We start from the raw sequence: 11,815 nt of genomic DNA on the forward strand, positions 1-11,815 counted from the left end.
ATGCAGGCGACTCGGTCTTGCAGTGACACCGAGGTGATGCCATCGCAGGCAAGCCAGCTCCCACAGGGGATTGAGGAGGTTTTGAGAATGCTGCAAGTCGACAAGCTGCACCAGTACTACGGCGGTAGCCACATCCTGCGCGGTCTGTCTTTTGACGTGAAGATCGGCGAAGTCACCTGCCTGCTCGGCCGTAACGGGGTGGGCAAGACCACCTTGCTCAAATGCCTGATGGGCTTGCTGCCGGCCAAAGAGGGCGCGGTGAATTGGGAAGGCAAGGCCATCACCGGTTTCAAGCCGCACCAGCGTGTGCACGCCGGCATCGCCTACGTGCCCCAGGGCCGGGAGATTTTCGGGCGGCTGACCGTGGAAGAAAACCTGCTGATGGGCCTGTCGCGGTTTCCCGGCTCGGAGGCCAAGGAAGTGCCGGCGTTTATCTACGAGCTGTTCCCGGTGTTGCTGCAAATGAAGCACCGGCGTGGCGGCGACTTGTCCGGTGGCCAGCAACAACAGTTGGCAATTGGCCGAGCCCTGGCCAGCCGCCCGCGCCTGTTGATCCTCGACGAGCCCACCGAGGGCATCCAACCGTCGGTGATCAAGGAGATCGGCGCGGTGATCAAGAAACTCGCGGCACGCGGCGATATGGCGATCCTGCTGGTGGAGCAGTTCTACGACTTCGCCGCCGAGCTGGCCGACCACTACCTGGTGATGTCCCGTGGTGAAATCGTCCAGCAGGGCCGTGGTGAAAATATGGAAAGTGAAGGTGTACGAGGGCTCGTAACCATCTAATCTGTAGCATCCTAACGATAAGCATAATTATGAACCTGCCCGTCTCCCCCGCCCTGTTCACCCCCAGCTGGCACGCCGAGCTGGAACTCGGCTACGCGCGCTTCGGCGAGACCACGCGCCCGGTGATGCGCCGCCACCTGGGCCCGCTGCGAGTGCAAAAGCACCTGTACGCCGAAGGCCCCGAGGTGTGCCAGCACATCATCGTGCACCCGCCCGGCGGAATTGCCGGCGGCGACCGCCTGGACATCCGCGCGCAGGTTGGCGCAGGCGCCTGGGCCCAACTGACCAGCCCCGGTGCAGCCAAGTGGTACCGCGCCAGTGGCCCGGCGTTTCAGCAGCTTGACCTTACCGTGGAAGCCGGCGCCACCCTGGAGTGGCTGCCCCAGGAAACCATCGTCTTCAGCGCCGCCCAGGCCGAACTCACCACGCGCATCGAGCTGCAGGGCGACGCGCGGTTGTTCTACTGGGACGTGGTCGCCCTGGGCCGCCCGGCCAGTGGCGAGCGTTTCGACCTCGGCCACTTTCAAGCGCACCTGGATATCCGCCGCGACGGCCAGCTGCTCTGGCACGAACGCCAACGCGTCACCGGCGGCGACGGTTTGCTCGACTCGCCGATTGGCCTGGACGGGCAACCGGTGTTTGCCACGCTGTTGCTCACCGGCGATATCGACTCTGAACTGCTTGAACACTGCCGATCACTGCCCCACGCGGTGCGCGGCGACCTGACCCAACTGCCCGGCCTGCTGGTCGCCCGCTGCCTGGCCAGTGAAGCGTTGCTGGCGCGCGGTTGGTTGATTGATTTATGGCGGCTGTTGCGCCCGGCCGTGCTGGGCCGTGAAGCCGTTTCACCCAGAATCTGGAGCACCTGAAGCATGGATTTGACCCCACGGGAAAAAGACAAACTGCTGATCTTCACCGCCGGCCTGGTGGCCGAACGGCGCCTGGCGCGCGGGGTGAAGCTCAACTACCCGGAAACCATCGCCTACATTTCCGCCGCCTTGATGGAAGGTGCACGCGACGGCCGCACCGTCGCCGACCTGATGCACTTCGGCACCACTCTGCTCAGCCGTGAACAAGTGATGGAAGGCATCCCGGAGATGATCCCGGATATCCAGGTGGAAGCCACCTTCCCTGACGGCACCAAGCTGGTCACCGTTCACCAACCCATCGCCTGAGGAACGGCCATGATTCGTGACGCGACTCAAAACGATTTGCCGGCGATCCGCGATATCTACAACGACGCCGTGCGCAACACCACCGCGATCTGGAACGAACAACCGGTAGACCTCGGCAACCGCCAGGCCTGGTTCAGTGCGCGCCAGGCCCAGGGCTATCCGATCCTGGTGGCAATCGAAAACGATGAAGTGCTCGGCTATGCCTCGTTCGGCGACTGGCGCCCTTTCGAAGGCTTCCGCTACAGCGTCGAGCATTCGGTGTATGTGCGCAGCGACCAGCGCGGCAAAGGCCTCGGTCCGCTGCTGATGGAAGCCCTGATCGAACGCGCACGCACAGGGGGCAAACACGTGATGGTCGCCGCCATCGAGAGCGGCAACCAGGCTTCGATCCGCTTGCATGAGCGCCTGGGTTTCGTCAGCACCGGGCAGATGCCCCAGGTGGGCATCAAGTTCGGCCGCTGGCTGGACCTGACCTTTATGCAACTGACCTTGAACCCGGGCGCAGAACCGCCCAAGGAGTGAGTTCGATGAGTGCGACCCAACTGCGTCGAGTGAATGCCGAAAGCTTCGCCCATTACCGCCAGGGTTTGATTGAGCTGTTGCTCGACGCGGTCAGGCACGGTGCGTCGGTGGGCTTTATGGCTGATTTTGATGAGGCCCAGGCTCGCGACTATCTGACCGGGGTGCAGGCCAGCATCGAAGACGCCAGCCTGTTGCTGTGGGTGGTGATACGCGACGAACAGGTGATCGCCAGTGTGCAGTTGGCGCTGTGCCAGAAGGCCAACGGCCTCAACCGCGCCGAGGTGCAAAAATTGCTGGTGCACAGCACTGCGCGCCGCCACGGCCTGGGCCAGCAGTTGATGAACAGCCTGGAACTCGCGGCACGCCAGCACAAGCGCGGGCTGCTGTACCTGGACACCGAGGCCGGCTCGGGTGCCGAAGCCTTCTACCAGTCGCTGCGCTACACCAAGATCGGTGAGCTGCCCGACTACTGCCAAAGCCCGGACGGGCGCTACAGCCCGACCGCCATCTACTTCAAGACCCTGGGGCAACCTGCATGATTCCTGGTGAATATCAGATCCAGCCTGGCGAAATCGAGCTCAACGTTGGGCGGCGCACTGTCACGTTGAGCGTGGCGAACAGCGGCGACCGGCCGATTCAGGTGGGCTCGCACTACCATTTTTTCGAGACCAATGACGCGCTGACCTTCGACCGTGCGGTAAGTCGCGGCATGCGCCTGAATATTCCGGCGGGGACTGCGGTGCGGTTCGAGCCGGGGCAGAGCCGTGAGGTCGAGCTGGTGGACTTGAGCGGCGGGCGCCGGGTGTTCGGGTTTGCCGGGCGGATTATGGGTGACCTTTAGGGCCTCTTCGCGAGCAAGCCCGCTCCCACATTGGACCGTATTCCAAAGAATGTACGTGGAACAAATGTGGGAGCGGGCTTGCTCGCGAAAGCGGAATCACATTCAACACATTATTCTCAGGGCACACACATGAAAATCAGCCGTCAAGCCTACGCCGACATGTACGGCCCCACCGTGGGCGACAAGGTCCGCCTGGCCGACACCGACCTGTTCGTCGAGGTCGAAAAAGACTTCACCGTCTACGGCGAAGAAGTGAAATTCGGCGGCGGCAAGGTGATCCGCGACGGCCAGGGCCAGAGCCAATTGCTCGCCCATGAAGTCGTCGACACCCTGATCACCAACGCGCTGATCATCGACCACTGGGGCATCGTCAAGGCCGACGTGGGCCTGAAGAACGGCCGCATCCATGCGATCGGCAAGGCCGGCAACCCGGACATCCAGCCCGGCGTGACCATGGCCATCGGCGCCAGCACCGAAGTGATCGCCGGCGAAGGCATGATCCTCACCGCCGGCGGCATCGACTCCCACGTGCACTTCATCTGCCCGCAGCAGATCGAAGAAGCGCTGACCAGCGGCGTGACCACCATGATCGGCGGCGGCACCGGCCCGGCCACCGGCACCAACGCCACCACCTGCACCTCGGGGCCGTGGCACCTGGCGCGCATGCTGCAGGCCAGCGACGCGTTCCCGATGAACATCGGCTATACCGGCAAGGGCAACGCCAGCCTGCCGGAGCCGTTGATCGAGCAGGTCAAGGCCGGCGCCATCGGCCTGAAGCTGCATGAAGACTGGGGCACCACCCCCGCCAGCATCGACAACTGCCTGAGCGTCGCCGACCAATACGACGTGCAGGTAGCGATCCACAGTGACACGCTGAATGAATCCGGCTTTGTCGAAACCACCCTGGCCGCGCTCAAGGGCCGCACCATTCACACCTACCACACCGAGGGGGCCGGTGGCGGCCACGCGCCGGACATCATCAAGGCCTGCGGTTTTCCCAACGTGCTGCCCAGCTCGACCAACCCGACGCGGCCGTTCACGCGCAACACCATCGACGAACACCTGGACATGCTGATGGTCTGCCATCACCTGGACCCGAGTATTGCCGAAGACGTGGCCTTCGCCGAAAGCCGCATCCGCCGCGAGACCATCGCCGCCGAAGACATCCTGCACGACCTCGGCGCGTTCTCGATGATCAGCTCCGACAGCCAGGCCATGGGCCGTGTTGGCGAAGTGATCACGCGCACCTGGCAGACCGCCGACAAGATGAAGAAACAGCGCGGCGCCCTGCCCGGCGACGGTCCGGGCAATGACAACTTCCGCGCCAAGCGCTACATCGCCAAGTACACCATCAACCCGGCGATCACCCATGGCATCAGCCATATCGTCGGCTCCGTCGAAGTCGGCAAGTGGGCCGACCTGGTGCTGTGGCGCCCGGCGTTCTTCGGCATCAAGCCGACCCTGATCCTCAAGGGCGGCGCGATTGCCTCAAGCCTGATGGGCGACGCCAACGCGTCGATCCCCACCCCGCAACCGGTGCACTACCGTCCGATGTTCGCCAGCTTCGGCAGCTCGCTGCACGCCACCAGCCTGACCTTTATCAGCCAGGCAGCACTCGACGCAGGCTTGCCGGAAGCGCTGGGCCTGAAAAAACAGATCGGGGTGGTGAAGGGCTGTCGCAACGTGCAGAAAACCGACCTGATCCACAACGATTACTTGCCGGATATCGAGGTTGATCCACAGACCTATCAGGTCAAGGCCGACGGCGTGCTGCTGTGGTGCGAGCCGGCGGAGGTGTTGCCGATGGCGCAGCGGTATTTCCTGTTCTGAGCCGGGCAAACCTGTAGGCGCCCGGCTTGCCGGTCGCCTACATGAGCGCCTCAGAAATTGGCGCGTGGATCGAACGCAGCCTTCTGCGCCAGCTCCTGCCACAACGCTTTCACGCCGTCATCGGCTGCCGGCGGCATCACCGCCTTGAGCTGCACGTACAGGAAGCCACGCTGCCCGGCCTTGTTCAGCAAGCCGTGGCCCTTGGCGCGCATGCGCTGGCCGTTCTGGCTGCCGGCCGGCACCTTGAGGTTGATCTTGCCGGTAAGGGTCGGCACCGCCACTTCCGCGCCCAGCGCCAGTTCCCACGGCGCCAGGGGCAAGTTGATGATCAGGTTTTCGCCGTCCACTTCGAACTTGGGGTGCGGCGCAAACTTGATGATCAGGTACAGGTCGCCATTCGGCCCACCGCCGATACCTGGCGCACCCTGCCCTTTGAGGCGGATGCGCTCGCCGTCGGCCACGCCTGCGGGGATCTTCACGTTCAGGCTCTTGACGGTGTTGCTGACGTGCCGGCCCGAGGCGTCGTATTGCGGCACCTGAAAGCTGATTTGCTTGGACTCGGTCGACAGCGTTTCCTCGAGGAACACTGACAACTGCATCTCCACATCCTGGCCCTTACGCCCGGCAGGACGACGTTGGCCGCCCCCGAAAGCATCGCCGCGCGAGCCGAAGATCGAGCTGAAGAAGTCCGAAAAATCCCCCGCGTCCTGGCCGCCACCGCCAAACCCGCCACGGCTCTGCCAGCCCGGTGGGCCCTGGAACGGCTGGCCATGTTGGCCGTACTTGCGCAGCTCGTCGTATTCGGCGCGCTTATCCGCGCTTTTAAGCGCTTCATAGGCTTCGGACGCGTCTTTGAATTTGGCTTCGGCGTCTTTTTCCTTGCTCACATCCGGGTGATATTTACGTGCGAGCTTGCGATAGGCGGCCTTGATTTCCTTGTCATCGGCGCTCGGCTCGACACCCAATATCTTGTAGTAGTCTTTGAAATCCATCGGCGGTTCACCATCCTTAATCGAGATCGCACAGCCCGGGGCACAACGTGCGCTGCTTTGCACCTGTTGAGAGTTGTGGCCTGGGGGTGCGTCAAAGTGTTATCGGCACTGGCCGTATGCACCAGATGTGGGGGCAAACCGCTCAGTTTCAAGCACGATTTAACGGATGGTCGGCCTACGCATCCGCTCCCGACTGGCATACACTGCGCGGCCGTTTTTCAACCGGAACCCGATAGACATGAAAAACCCATCCCCAGCCCGTGCCTGCGGCATCGACTTCGGCACGTCCAACTCCACCGTCGGCTGGATCCGCCCCGGCGAGGAGACGCTTATCGCGCTGGAGGACGACAAGATCACCTTGCCGTCGGTGGTGTTCTTCAACTTCGAGGAGCGCCGCCCGGTCTATGGTCGCCTGGCCCTGCACGAATACCTGGAAAACTACGAAGGCCGGCTGATGCGCTCGCTCAAGAGCCTGCTGGGCTCCAAGCTGATCAAGCACGACACCAGCGTATTGGGCACGGCGATGCCGTTTACCGACCTGCTGGCGCTGTTCATCGGCCAGCTCAAGAGCCGCGCCGAAGCCACCGCCGGCCGCGAGTTCGAAGAAGTGGTACTGGGCCGCCCGGTGTTCTTCGTCGATGACGACCCGATGGCCGACCAGGAAGCTGAAAACACCCTGGTCGACGTGGCGCGCAAGATCGGCTTCAAGGACATCTCGTTCCAGTACGAGCCGATTGCAGCGGCGTTCGACTACGAGTCCACCATCGAAAAAGAAGAGCTGGTGCTGATCGTCGACATCGGCGGCGGTACCTCCGACTTCTCCCTGGTGCGCCTGTCGCCGGACCGTCGCCACAACGACAACCGCCAGAGCGACATCCTCGCCACCGGCGGCGTGCACATCGGCGGTACCGACTTCGACAAACAGCTCTCGCTGGCCGGCATGATGCCGCTGTTCGGCTACGGCAGCCGCATGAAAAGCGGCGCCTACATGCCCACCAGCCACCACATGAACCTGGCGACCTGGCACACCATCAACTCGGTGTACTCACAGAAATCCCAACTGGCCCTGGGCAGCATGCGCTATGACATCGAAGACACCGGCGGCATCGACCGCCTGTTCAAGCTGATCGAACAGCGCGCCGGCCACTGGCTGGCCATGGAAGTGGAAGAAACCAAGATCCAGCTGACCCACGAAGACAGCCGCCACGTGCTGCTCGACCGGGTTGAACCGGGCCTGAGCGTGGACCTGAGCCGAACGCTGTTCGAATCGGCCATCGATGGCCTGCTGGAGCGCGTGCGCAACAGCGTCACCCAACTGCTGAACGACGCCTCGGTGGACGTGGCGCAGGTGGACACGGTGTTCTTTACCGGCGGTTCCAGCGGCATTCCGGCGTTGCGCCACAGCATCTCGGCAATGCTGCCGAATGCGCGGCATGTGGAAGGGAATATCTTCGGCAGCATCGGCAGCGGGTTGGCGATTGAGGCGAGCAAGCGGTACGGCAGTTGAGTCTTAGCTGAAACGGCGGCGCGCCCTTCGGGGGCAAGCCCCCTCCCACAGGTGGAACGCATTCCAAATGTGGGAGGGGGCTTACCCCCGATCAGGCCGGCCCAAGCGACAAAAAGCTTAAACCATCCCGCCGAGCTTCAGCTCACTCTTCAAATACGCGTAGTAAATCGGCCCCGCCACCACGCCCGGCAAGCCGAACGCGGCTTCGAACACCAGCATCGCCAGGAGCAATTCCCACGATTTGGCACTGATCTGCCCGCCGACGATGCGCGCGTTGAGGAAGTACTCGACCTTGTGGATCACGATCAGATACCCCAATGCCGCCACCGCCACCCAGATCGACAGCGACAGCGCGACGATGGTGATCAGGGTGTTGGACATCAGGTTGCCGATCACCGGCAGCAGGCCCAGCAGGAAGGTCAGCACGATCAAGGTCTTGGTCAGTGGCAGGTGGATGCCACACAGCGGCAGCACCACGGCGAGGAAGATCGCGGTAAACGCGGTGTTGAGCGCGGCGATCTTGATCTGAGCGAAAACGATGTTGCGAAACGCCTGGACCAGCAGGTGCAGGCGGTCGAACAGCGCGGCGGCCAGGGGCTTGCGTTTGGTCAGGTCGGGCACGCGCTGCAGAGCGATGATCGCACCAAGCACCATGCCGATCAGCAGGGTCACGAACATATGGGCGGCGTCTTTGCCGACCAGTTGCAGTTCGCTCAGGTGCTTGCTTAACCAGTCGCCGATGGCCACGCGGAATTCGGCGGCGCTGGCGGGCAGATAGGCGTCGAGGAACGGCGGCAGCTGGCCGCGCGCGCGGTCGACCACGCCCATGAATTTGTCGAGGGAAGCCCCGGGGTTTTCCGCCTCGTGGAGCAGAAAGCTGATGGCGCCGGCGAAGATCAGGGCCAATACGCTGACAATCAACGTGCCGAGCAAGGCCACCGCCAGCCAACGCGCACGCCGACCTTCGATCAGCCGCTGCAGTTGCGGGGTCAGCATGTTGACCAGTTCATACACCAACAGGCCGGCCAGCAGGCTAGGCAGCAACTTTAGCGGCAGGACCAGCAGCAACCCGCCGAAAATGATGATGTAGCTGGCCAGTAAGATCACGTGACGCTGAGAAAACGTTGGCATACAGCCTCAAAACGAACGGCGTTAAAGGATGGGCAGTCTGCCAGCCTTGAGGGAATCAAGCGAGAGGTCAGGGTGCTAATGCGATCAAGTGTGGGAGCTGGCTTGCCTGCGATGCGGGCGCACCGGTGTATCAGTCAAACCGAGTTGATGCATTCGCAGGCAAGCCAGCTCCCACACTCGATCTTCAGTGCCCGTGAGCGCGTGGTTAACCTTTGAGGCAGCTACTCATAAAGGTTTTACGCGCATCGCCGGTCAGGGCCTTGGTCTTGGCGTCGGCATTGCAATCTTTCATTTTCTGCTGCTGCGGCGTCAGGGGCTTGGCGTCGTTGGCTGCCGGGGCCGACAGGCAGGTCTTCATAAACGCCTTGCGCTCGTCACCCTTGAGGGTTTTGGTGGTGGCCTCGGCGTTGCAGGTGGTCATCTTATTTTGCTGTGCGGTGGCAGCAAAACCCTGGGAACACAGCAGCAGGCCCATCATCAACAGCGGAATACGCAGCATCTTCATGGAGTTTTCTCCCTGTTACCGTGCCGGGCGGCACGGCCTGTCGAAGAGTGTAGTCAAAGCCTGTTACATCTTCATCGGCCGCGAATATTTGTCCGCCGGTACTGCTCCGGCGTGCAGCCGGCATGGCGCTGGAACATCGCAATGAAGGCCGAGGCGGTGCTGTAGCCCAGGTCAAAGGCCACGTGCTGCACGCTGCGATCACTGTCCAGCGCCTCAATGGCCGCGAGGTAACGCAGGCGCTGACGCCATTCGCCAAAGCTCATGCCCAGCTCGCGCACGAATTGCCGCGCCAGGGTGCGTTCGCTTACATGTATCTGCTCGGCCCAGTGCGCCAGGGGGCGGTTGTCGCCGGGGTCGGCCTGCATGCCTTCAAGCACGCCGAGCAACCCCGGATGGCGGGCATACGGCAGGAAGCAATCATGGATCGGTGCCTGCTTGAGCTGGTCCACCACCACCTCGGCCAGGCGCCGGTCGGCATCGCTTTGCGGGTGATTCACGTCGCGCAGGGCGAAATCCCGCAGGATGGCCTTGAGGATGTCGCTGATCGCCAGGGTGCACGGCTGCTTCGGCAGTTGCTCGCACAGTTCCGGGGCCAGGCCCACCGAGTGGTACACAATCGCATGGGCATTGTAGGAACTGTGTTCGGTATGCGGCGGCACCCATACCGCGTATTGCGGCGGCGACATGAAACGGTTGCCGGCCACCTCCATGCGCATCACGCCGCTGGCCGAATAGTCGAGGGAACCCCAGAAATGCTGGTGCGGGGTGCACTCGGTGTCCGGGGCGAAGTCGGAATAGCGGAAGTACACCGGGCTCGGCAGGCGCGGGAAATCGGCGAGGCGTACGGTATGTCGGGCCATGTTGTCTGGATACAGAGGCTGTTTGTCTGGGTCGCAGTATAGGCTTCGATCCAGACAAGGGATAATCCTGCCTCATCAACACACCGGGTTGCTTTCGATGCAATACGCGTATCCCCTGCTGGCCATCTTCATTTGGGCCGGCAACACCGTGGTCAACAAATTGGCCGTGGGTTCGATTTTCCCCGCCGAAATCGGCTTCTATCGCTGGCTGCTGGCGGCATTGCTGTTTACGCCGTTCATGCTCAAGCCGGTGATTGCGAACTGGTCGATCATCCGCCCGAACCTGGGCAAGGTGTTTATCCTCGGCGTGCTGGGCATGGCCGTGTATCAAAGCCTGGCGTATTACGCCGCCACGCTGACCAGCGCGACCAATATGGGCATCATCCTGTCGCTGATGCCGTTGATGGCGTTGACCGCCGCGATCATCAGCCTCGGCCAGCGCCTGACGTTCGGCGCGCTGACCGGTGCCGTGCTGTCGTTCGCCGGCGTGGTCGTGGTGGTGTCTGCCGGCAGCCTCGGCGCGTTGCTGCAACACGGGGTCAACCTGGGCGACGGCATGATGCTGGTCGCCACCCTGGCCTACGCGGTCTACAGCACCCTGCTGAAAAAATGGCAACTGCGCCTGCCGCCACTGGTGCTCCTGTATCTGCAGGTGCTGGTGGCGGTGGTGGTGCTGTGTCCGCTGTTTCTGTTCTCGGCGAAAACCGGCCTCGGCTGGGCGAATATTCCGCTGGTGCTGTACGCATGTTTGTTGGCGTCGATGCTCGCGCCACTGGCGTGGATGCATTCGGTGAAAACCCTGGGGCCGAGCCGTACCACACTGTTTTTCAACCTGCTGCCGTTGATTACCGCGCTGATTGCCGCCGTGGTGCTGAAGGAAGAGTTGGCGCGGTATCACCTGGTCGGTGGCTTGCTGACCTTGGGCGGGGTGATTTTGTCGGAGCGCTGGACCACGCCGGTTCGTCGTCGGGTCTCTGAAACATCCAGTCAAATCCGATAAAACTTTTTGCCTGCGCCAGGACTCACAACTTGGAGCGATCACGCCGGTAGAGCGTGGCGTAAAACCGGATTAGCACCAGGAGATTGAGATGACTGAAGCAAACTTGACTGACGTTGCGACCCTGCGCAGCCGCGCCCGCCAGAACGTCGAAAACGGTGCAGTGACCGAGGGCTACGACGCCGACCGCGAAGAAATCATTCGCCTGCTCAACGCCTCGCTGGCCACTGAACTGGTCTGCGTACTGCGCTACAAGCGCCACTATTTCATGGCCAGCGGCGTAAAGGCCCAGATCGCCGCCGAGGAATTCCTCGAGCACGCGACCCAGGAAGCCGAACACGCCGACAAACTCGCCGAGCGCATTGTGCAATTGGGCGGCGAGCCGGAATTCAACCCCGACCTGCTGTCGAAGAACTCCCACGCGCAGTACGTGGCCGGTAATTCGCTGAAGGAAATGGTCTACGAAGACCTGGTCGCTGAGCGTATCGCCGTCGACAGCTACCGCGAGATCATCCAGTACATCGGCGACAAAGATCCAACCACGCGCCGCCTGTTCGAAGAGATCCTCGCTCAGGAAGAAGAGCACGCGGACGACATGGCTGACATTCTCGAAAGCCTGTAACCCAGCAACAACGCACTACCCATGTGGGAGGGGGCTTGCCCCCGATG

At 62.5% G+C, this 11,815-nt stretch carries 14 protein-coding genes; 10 read left to right on the forward strand and 4 right to left on the reverse strand.

Annotated elements, in window-relative coordinates:
- The first annotated feature begins 87 nt into the window (after positions 1 to 87).
- The 7 genes from urtE to ureC all read left to right on the forward strand — a co-directional run bounded on the left by urtE (position 88) and on the right by ureC (position 5,154).
- Positions 88 to 786, forward strand: a complete 699-nt coding sequence (urtE, locus tag WBR57_RS25885) for an urea ABC transporter ATP-binding subunit UrtE (RefSeq protein WP_122538470.1) — start codon at positions 88 to 90, stop codon at positions 784 to 786.
- Positions 787 to 815: 29 nt separating this feature from the next.
- Positions 816 to 1,655: an urease accessory protein UreD gene (locus WBR57_RS25890; RefSeq protein WP_424087808.1), complete on the forward strand. Its 840-nt coding sequence runs from the start codon at positions 816 to 818 to the stop codon at positions 1,653 to 1,655.
- Positions 1,656 to 1,658: 3 nt separating this feature from the next.
- On the forward strand, positions 1,659 to 1,961 hold the full coding sequence (locus WBR57_RS25895) for an urease subunit gamma (protein WP_010213535.1): 303 nt from the start codon (positions 1,659 to 1,661) through the stop codon (positions 1,959 to 1,961).
- A 9-nt stretch (positions 1,962 to 1,970) separates the two neighbouring features.
- On the forward strand, positions 1,971 to 2,483 hold the full coding sequence (locus WBR57_RS25900; RefSeq protein ID WP_424087810.1) for an N-acetyltransferase family protein: 513 nt from the start codon (positions 1,971 to 1,973) through the stop codon (positions 2,481 to 2,483).
- Positions 2,484 to 2,488: 5 nt separating this feature from the next.
- Positions 2,489 to 3,022 carry a GNAT family N-acetyltransferase gene (locus WBR57_RS25905; protein WP_424087812.1) on the forward strand — a complete coding sequence of 178 codons (534 nt, stop codon included), beginning with the start codon at positions 2,489 to 2,491 and terminating at the stop codon, positions 3,020 to 3,022.
- Positions 3,019 to 3,324, forward strand: a complete 306-nt coding sequence (locus WBR57_RS25910; protein ID WP_122538463.1) for an urease subunit beta — start codon at positions 3,019 to 3,021, stop codon at positions 3,322 to 3,324. Before WBR57_RS25905 ends, WBR57_RS25910 begins: the two co-directional genes overlap by 4 nt.
- Before the next feature lie 129 nt (positions 3,325 to 3,453).
- Positions 3,454 to 5,154 carry an urease subunit alpha gene (gene ureC / locus WBR57_RS25915; RefSeq protein WP_424087815.1) on the forward strand — a complete coding sequence of 567 codons (1,701 nt, stop codon included), beginning with the start codon at positions 3,454 to 3,456 and terminating at the stop codon, positions 5,152 to 5,154.
- Between the two features lie 50 nt (positions 5,155 to 5,204).
- Here ureC and WBR57_RS25920 read toward each other — a convergent pair whose 3' ends face one another.
- Positions 5,205 to 6,146, reverse strand: a complete 942-nt coding sequence (locus WBR57_RS25920; protein ID WP_424087817.1) for a DnaJ C-terminal domain-containing protein — start codon at positions 6,144 to 6,146, stop codon at positions 5,205 to 5,207.
- Between the two features lie 238 nt (positions 6,147 to 6,384).
- Between WBR57_RS25920 and WBR57_RS25925 the strand changes: the two genes are divergently transcribed.
- Positions 6,385 to 7,653, forward strand: coding sequence for an Hsp70 family protein (locus WBR57_RS25925; protein ID WP_424087819.1), 1,269 nt, complete (start codon positions 6,385 to 6,387; stop codon positions 7,651 to 7,653).
- A gap of 117 nt (positions 7,654 to 7,770) precedes the next feature.
- On the opposite strand, the gene WBR57_RS25930 is transcribed toward WBR57_RS25925, so the two are convergent.
- The 3 genes from WBR57_RS25930 to WBR57_RS25940 form a co-directional block, all read right to left on the reverse strand.
- Complete coding sequence (locus tag WBR57_RS25930; protein WP_003236152.1) at positions 7,771 to 8,784, reverse strand: AI-2E family transporter; 1,014 nt, start codon at positions 8,782 to 8,784, stop codon at positions 7,771 to 7,773.
- Positions 8,785 to 8,989: 205 nt separating this feature from the next.
- Positions 8,990 to 9,289, reverse strand: coding sequence for a PsiF family protein (locus WBR57_RS25935; protein ID WP_424087821.1), 300 nt, complete (start codon positions 9,287 to 9,289; stop codon positions 8,990 to 8,992).
- A 71-nt stretch (positions 9,290 to 9,360) separates the two neighbouring features.
- The gene (locus tag WBR57_RS25940; RefSeq protein WP_424087824.1) at positions 9,361 to 10,149 is read right to left on the reverse strand and encodes an AraC family transcriptional regulator; all 789 of its coding nucleotides are present in this window, start codon (positions 10,147 to 10,149) and stop codon (positions 9,361 to 9,363) included.
- 97 nt (positions 10,150 to 10,246) lie between these two features.
- On the opposite strand from WBR57_RS25940, the gene WBR57_RS25945 reads away from it, so the two are divergent.
- Positions 10,247 to 11,149, forward strand: a complete 903-nt coding sequence (locus tag WBR57_RS25945) for a DMT family transporter (protein ID WP_424087826.1) — start codon at positions 10,247 to 10,249, stop codon at positions 11,147 to 11,149.
- An 88-nt stretch (positions 11,150 to 11,237) separates the two neighbouring features.
- Positions 11,238 to 11,768, forward strand: a complete 531-nt coding sequence (locus tag WBR57_RS25950) for a ferritin-like domain-containing protein (RefSeq protein WP_034105637.1) — start codon at positions 11,238 to 11,240, stop codon at positions 11,766 to 11,768.
- Positions 11,769 to 11,815: the final 47 nt, after the last annotated feature.

It is taken from the genome of Pseudomonas sp., assembly GCF_049590575.1.
Taxonomy (GTDB): Bacteria; Pseudomonadota; Gammaproteobacteria; order Pseudomonadales; family Pseudomonadaceae; genus Aquipseudomonas.

Excerpts from the sequence above, each read along its gene's own strand:
- urtE (WP_122538470.1), top strand. The coding sequence starts at position 88 with ATGCTGCAAGTCGACAAGCTGCACCAGTACTACGGCGGTAGCCACATC.
- WBR57_RS25890 (WP_424087808.1), top strand. The coding sequence starts at position 816 with ATGAACCTGCCCGTCTCCCCCGCCCTGTTCACCCCCAGCTGGCACGCC.
- WBR57_RS25895 (WP_010213535.1), top strand. The coding sequence starts at position 1,659 with ATGGATTTGACCCCACGGGAAAAAGACAAACTGCTGATCTTCACCGCC.
- WBR57_RS25900 (WP_424087810.1), top strand. The coding sequence starts at position 1,971 with ATGATTCGTGACGCGACTCAAAACGATTTGCCGGCGATCCGCGATATC.
- WBR57_RS25905 (WP_424087812.1), top strand. The coding sequence starts at position 2,489 with ATGAGTGCGACCCAACTGCGTCGAGTGAATGCCGAAAGCTTCGCCCAT.
- WBR57_RS25910 (WP_122538463.1), top strand. The coding sequence starts at position 3,019 with ATGATTCCTGGTGAATATCAGATCCAGCCTGGCGAAATCGAGCTCAAC.
- ureC (WP_424087815.1), top strand. The coding sequence starts at position 3,454 with ATGAAAATCAGCCGTCAAGCCTACGCCGACATGTACGGCCCCACCGTG.
- WBR57_RS25920 (WP_424087817.1), bottom strand. The coding sequence starts at position 6,146 with ATGGATTTCAAAGACTACTACAAGATATTGGGTGTCGAGCCGAGCGCC.
- WBR57_RS25925 (WP_424087819.1), top strand. The coding sequence starts at position 6,385 with ATGAAAAACCCATCCCCAGCCCGTGCCTGCGGCATCGACTTCGGCACG.
- WBR57_RS25930 (WP_003236152.1), bottom strand. The coding sequence starts at position 8,784 with ATGCCAACGTTTTCTCAGCGTCACGTGATCTTACTGGCCAGCTACATC.
- WBR57_RS25935 (WP_424087821.1), bottom strand. The coding sequence starts at position 9,289 with ATGAAGATGCTGCGTATTCCGCTGTTGATGATGGGCCTGCTGCTGTGT.
- WBR57_RS25940 (WP_424087824.1), bottom strand. The coding sequence starts at position 10,149 with ATGGCCCGACATACCGTACGCCTCGCCGATTTCCCGCGCCTGCCGAGC.
- WBR57_RS25945 (WP_424087826.1), top strand. The coding sequence starts at position 10,247 with ATGCAATACGCGTATCCCCTGCTGGCCATCTTCATTTGGGCCGGCAAC.
- WBR57_RS25950 (WP_034105637.1), top strand. The coding sequence starts at position 11,238 with ATGACTGAAGCAAACTTGACTGACGTTGCGACCCTGCGCAGCCGCGCC.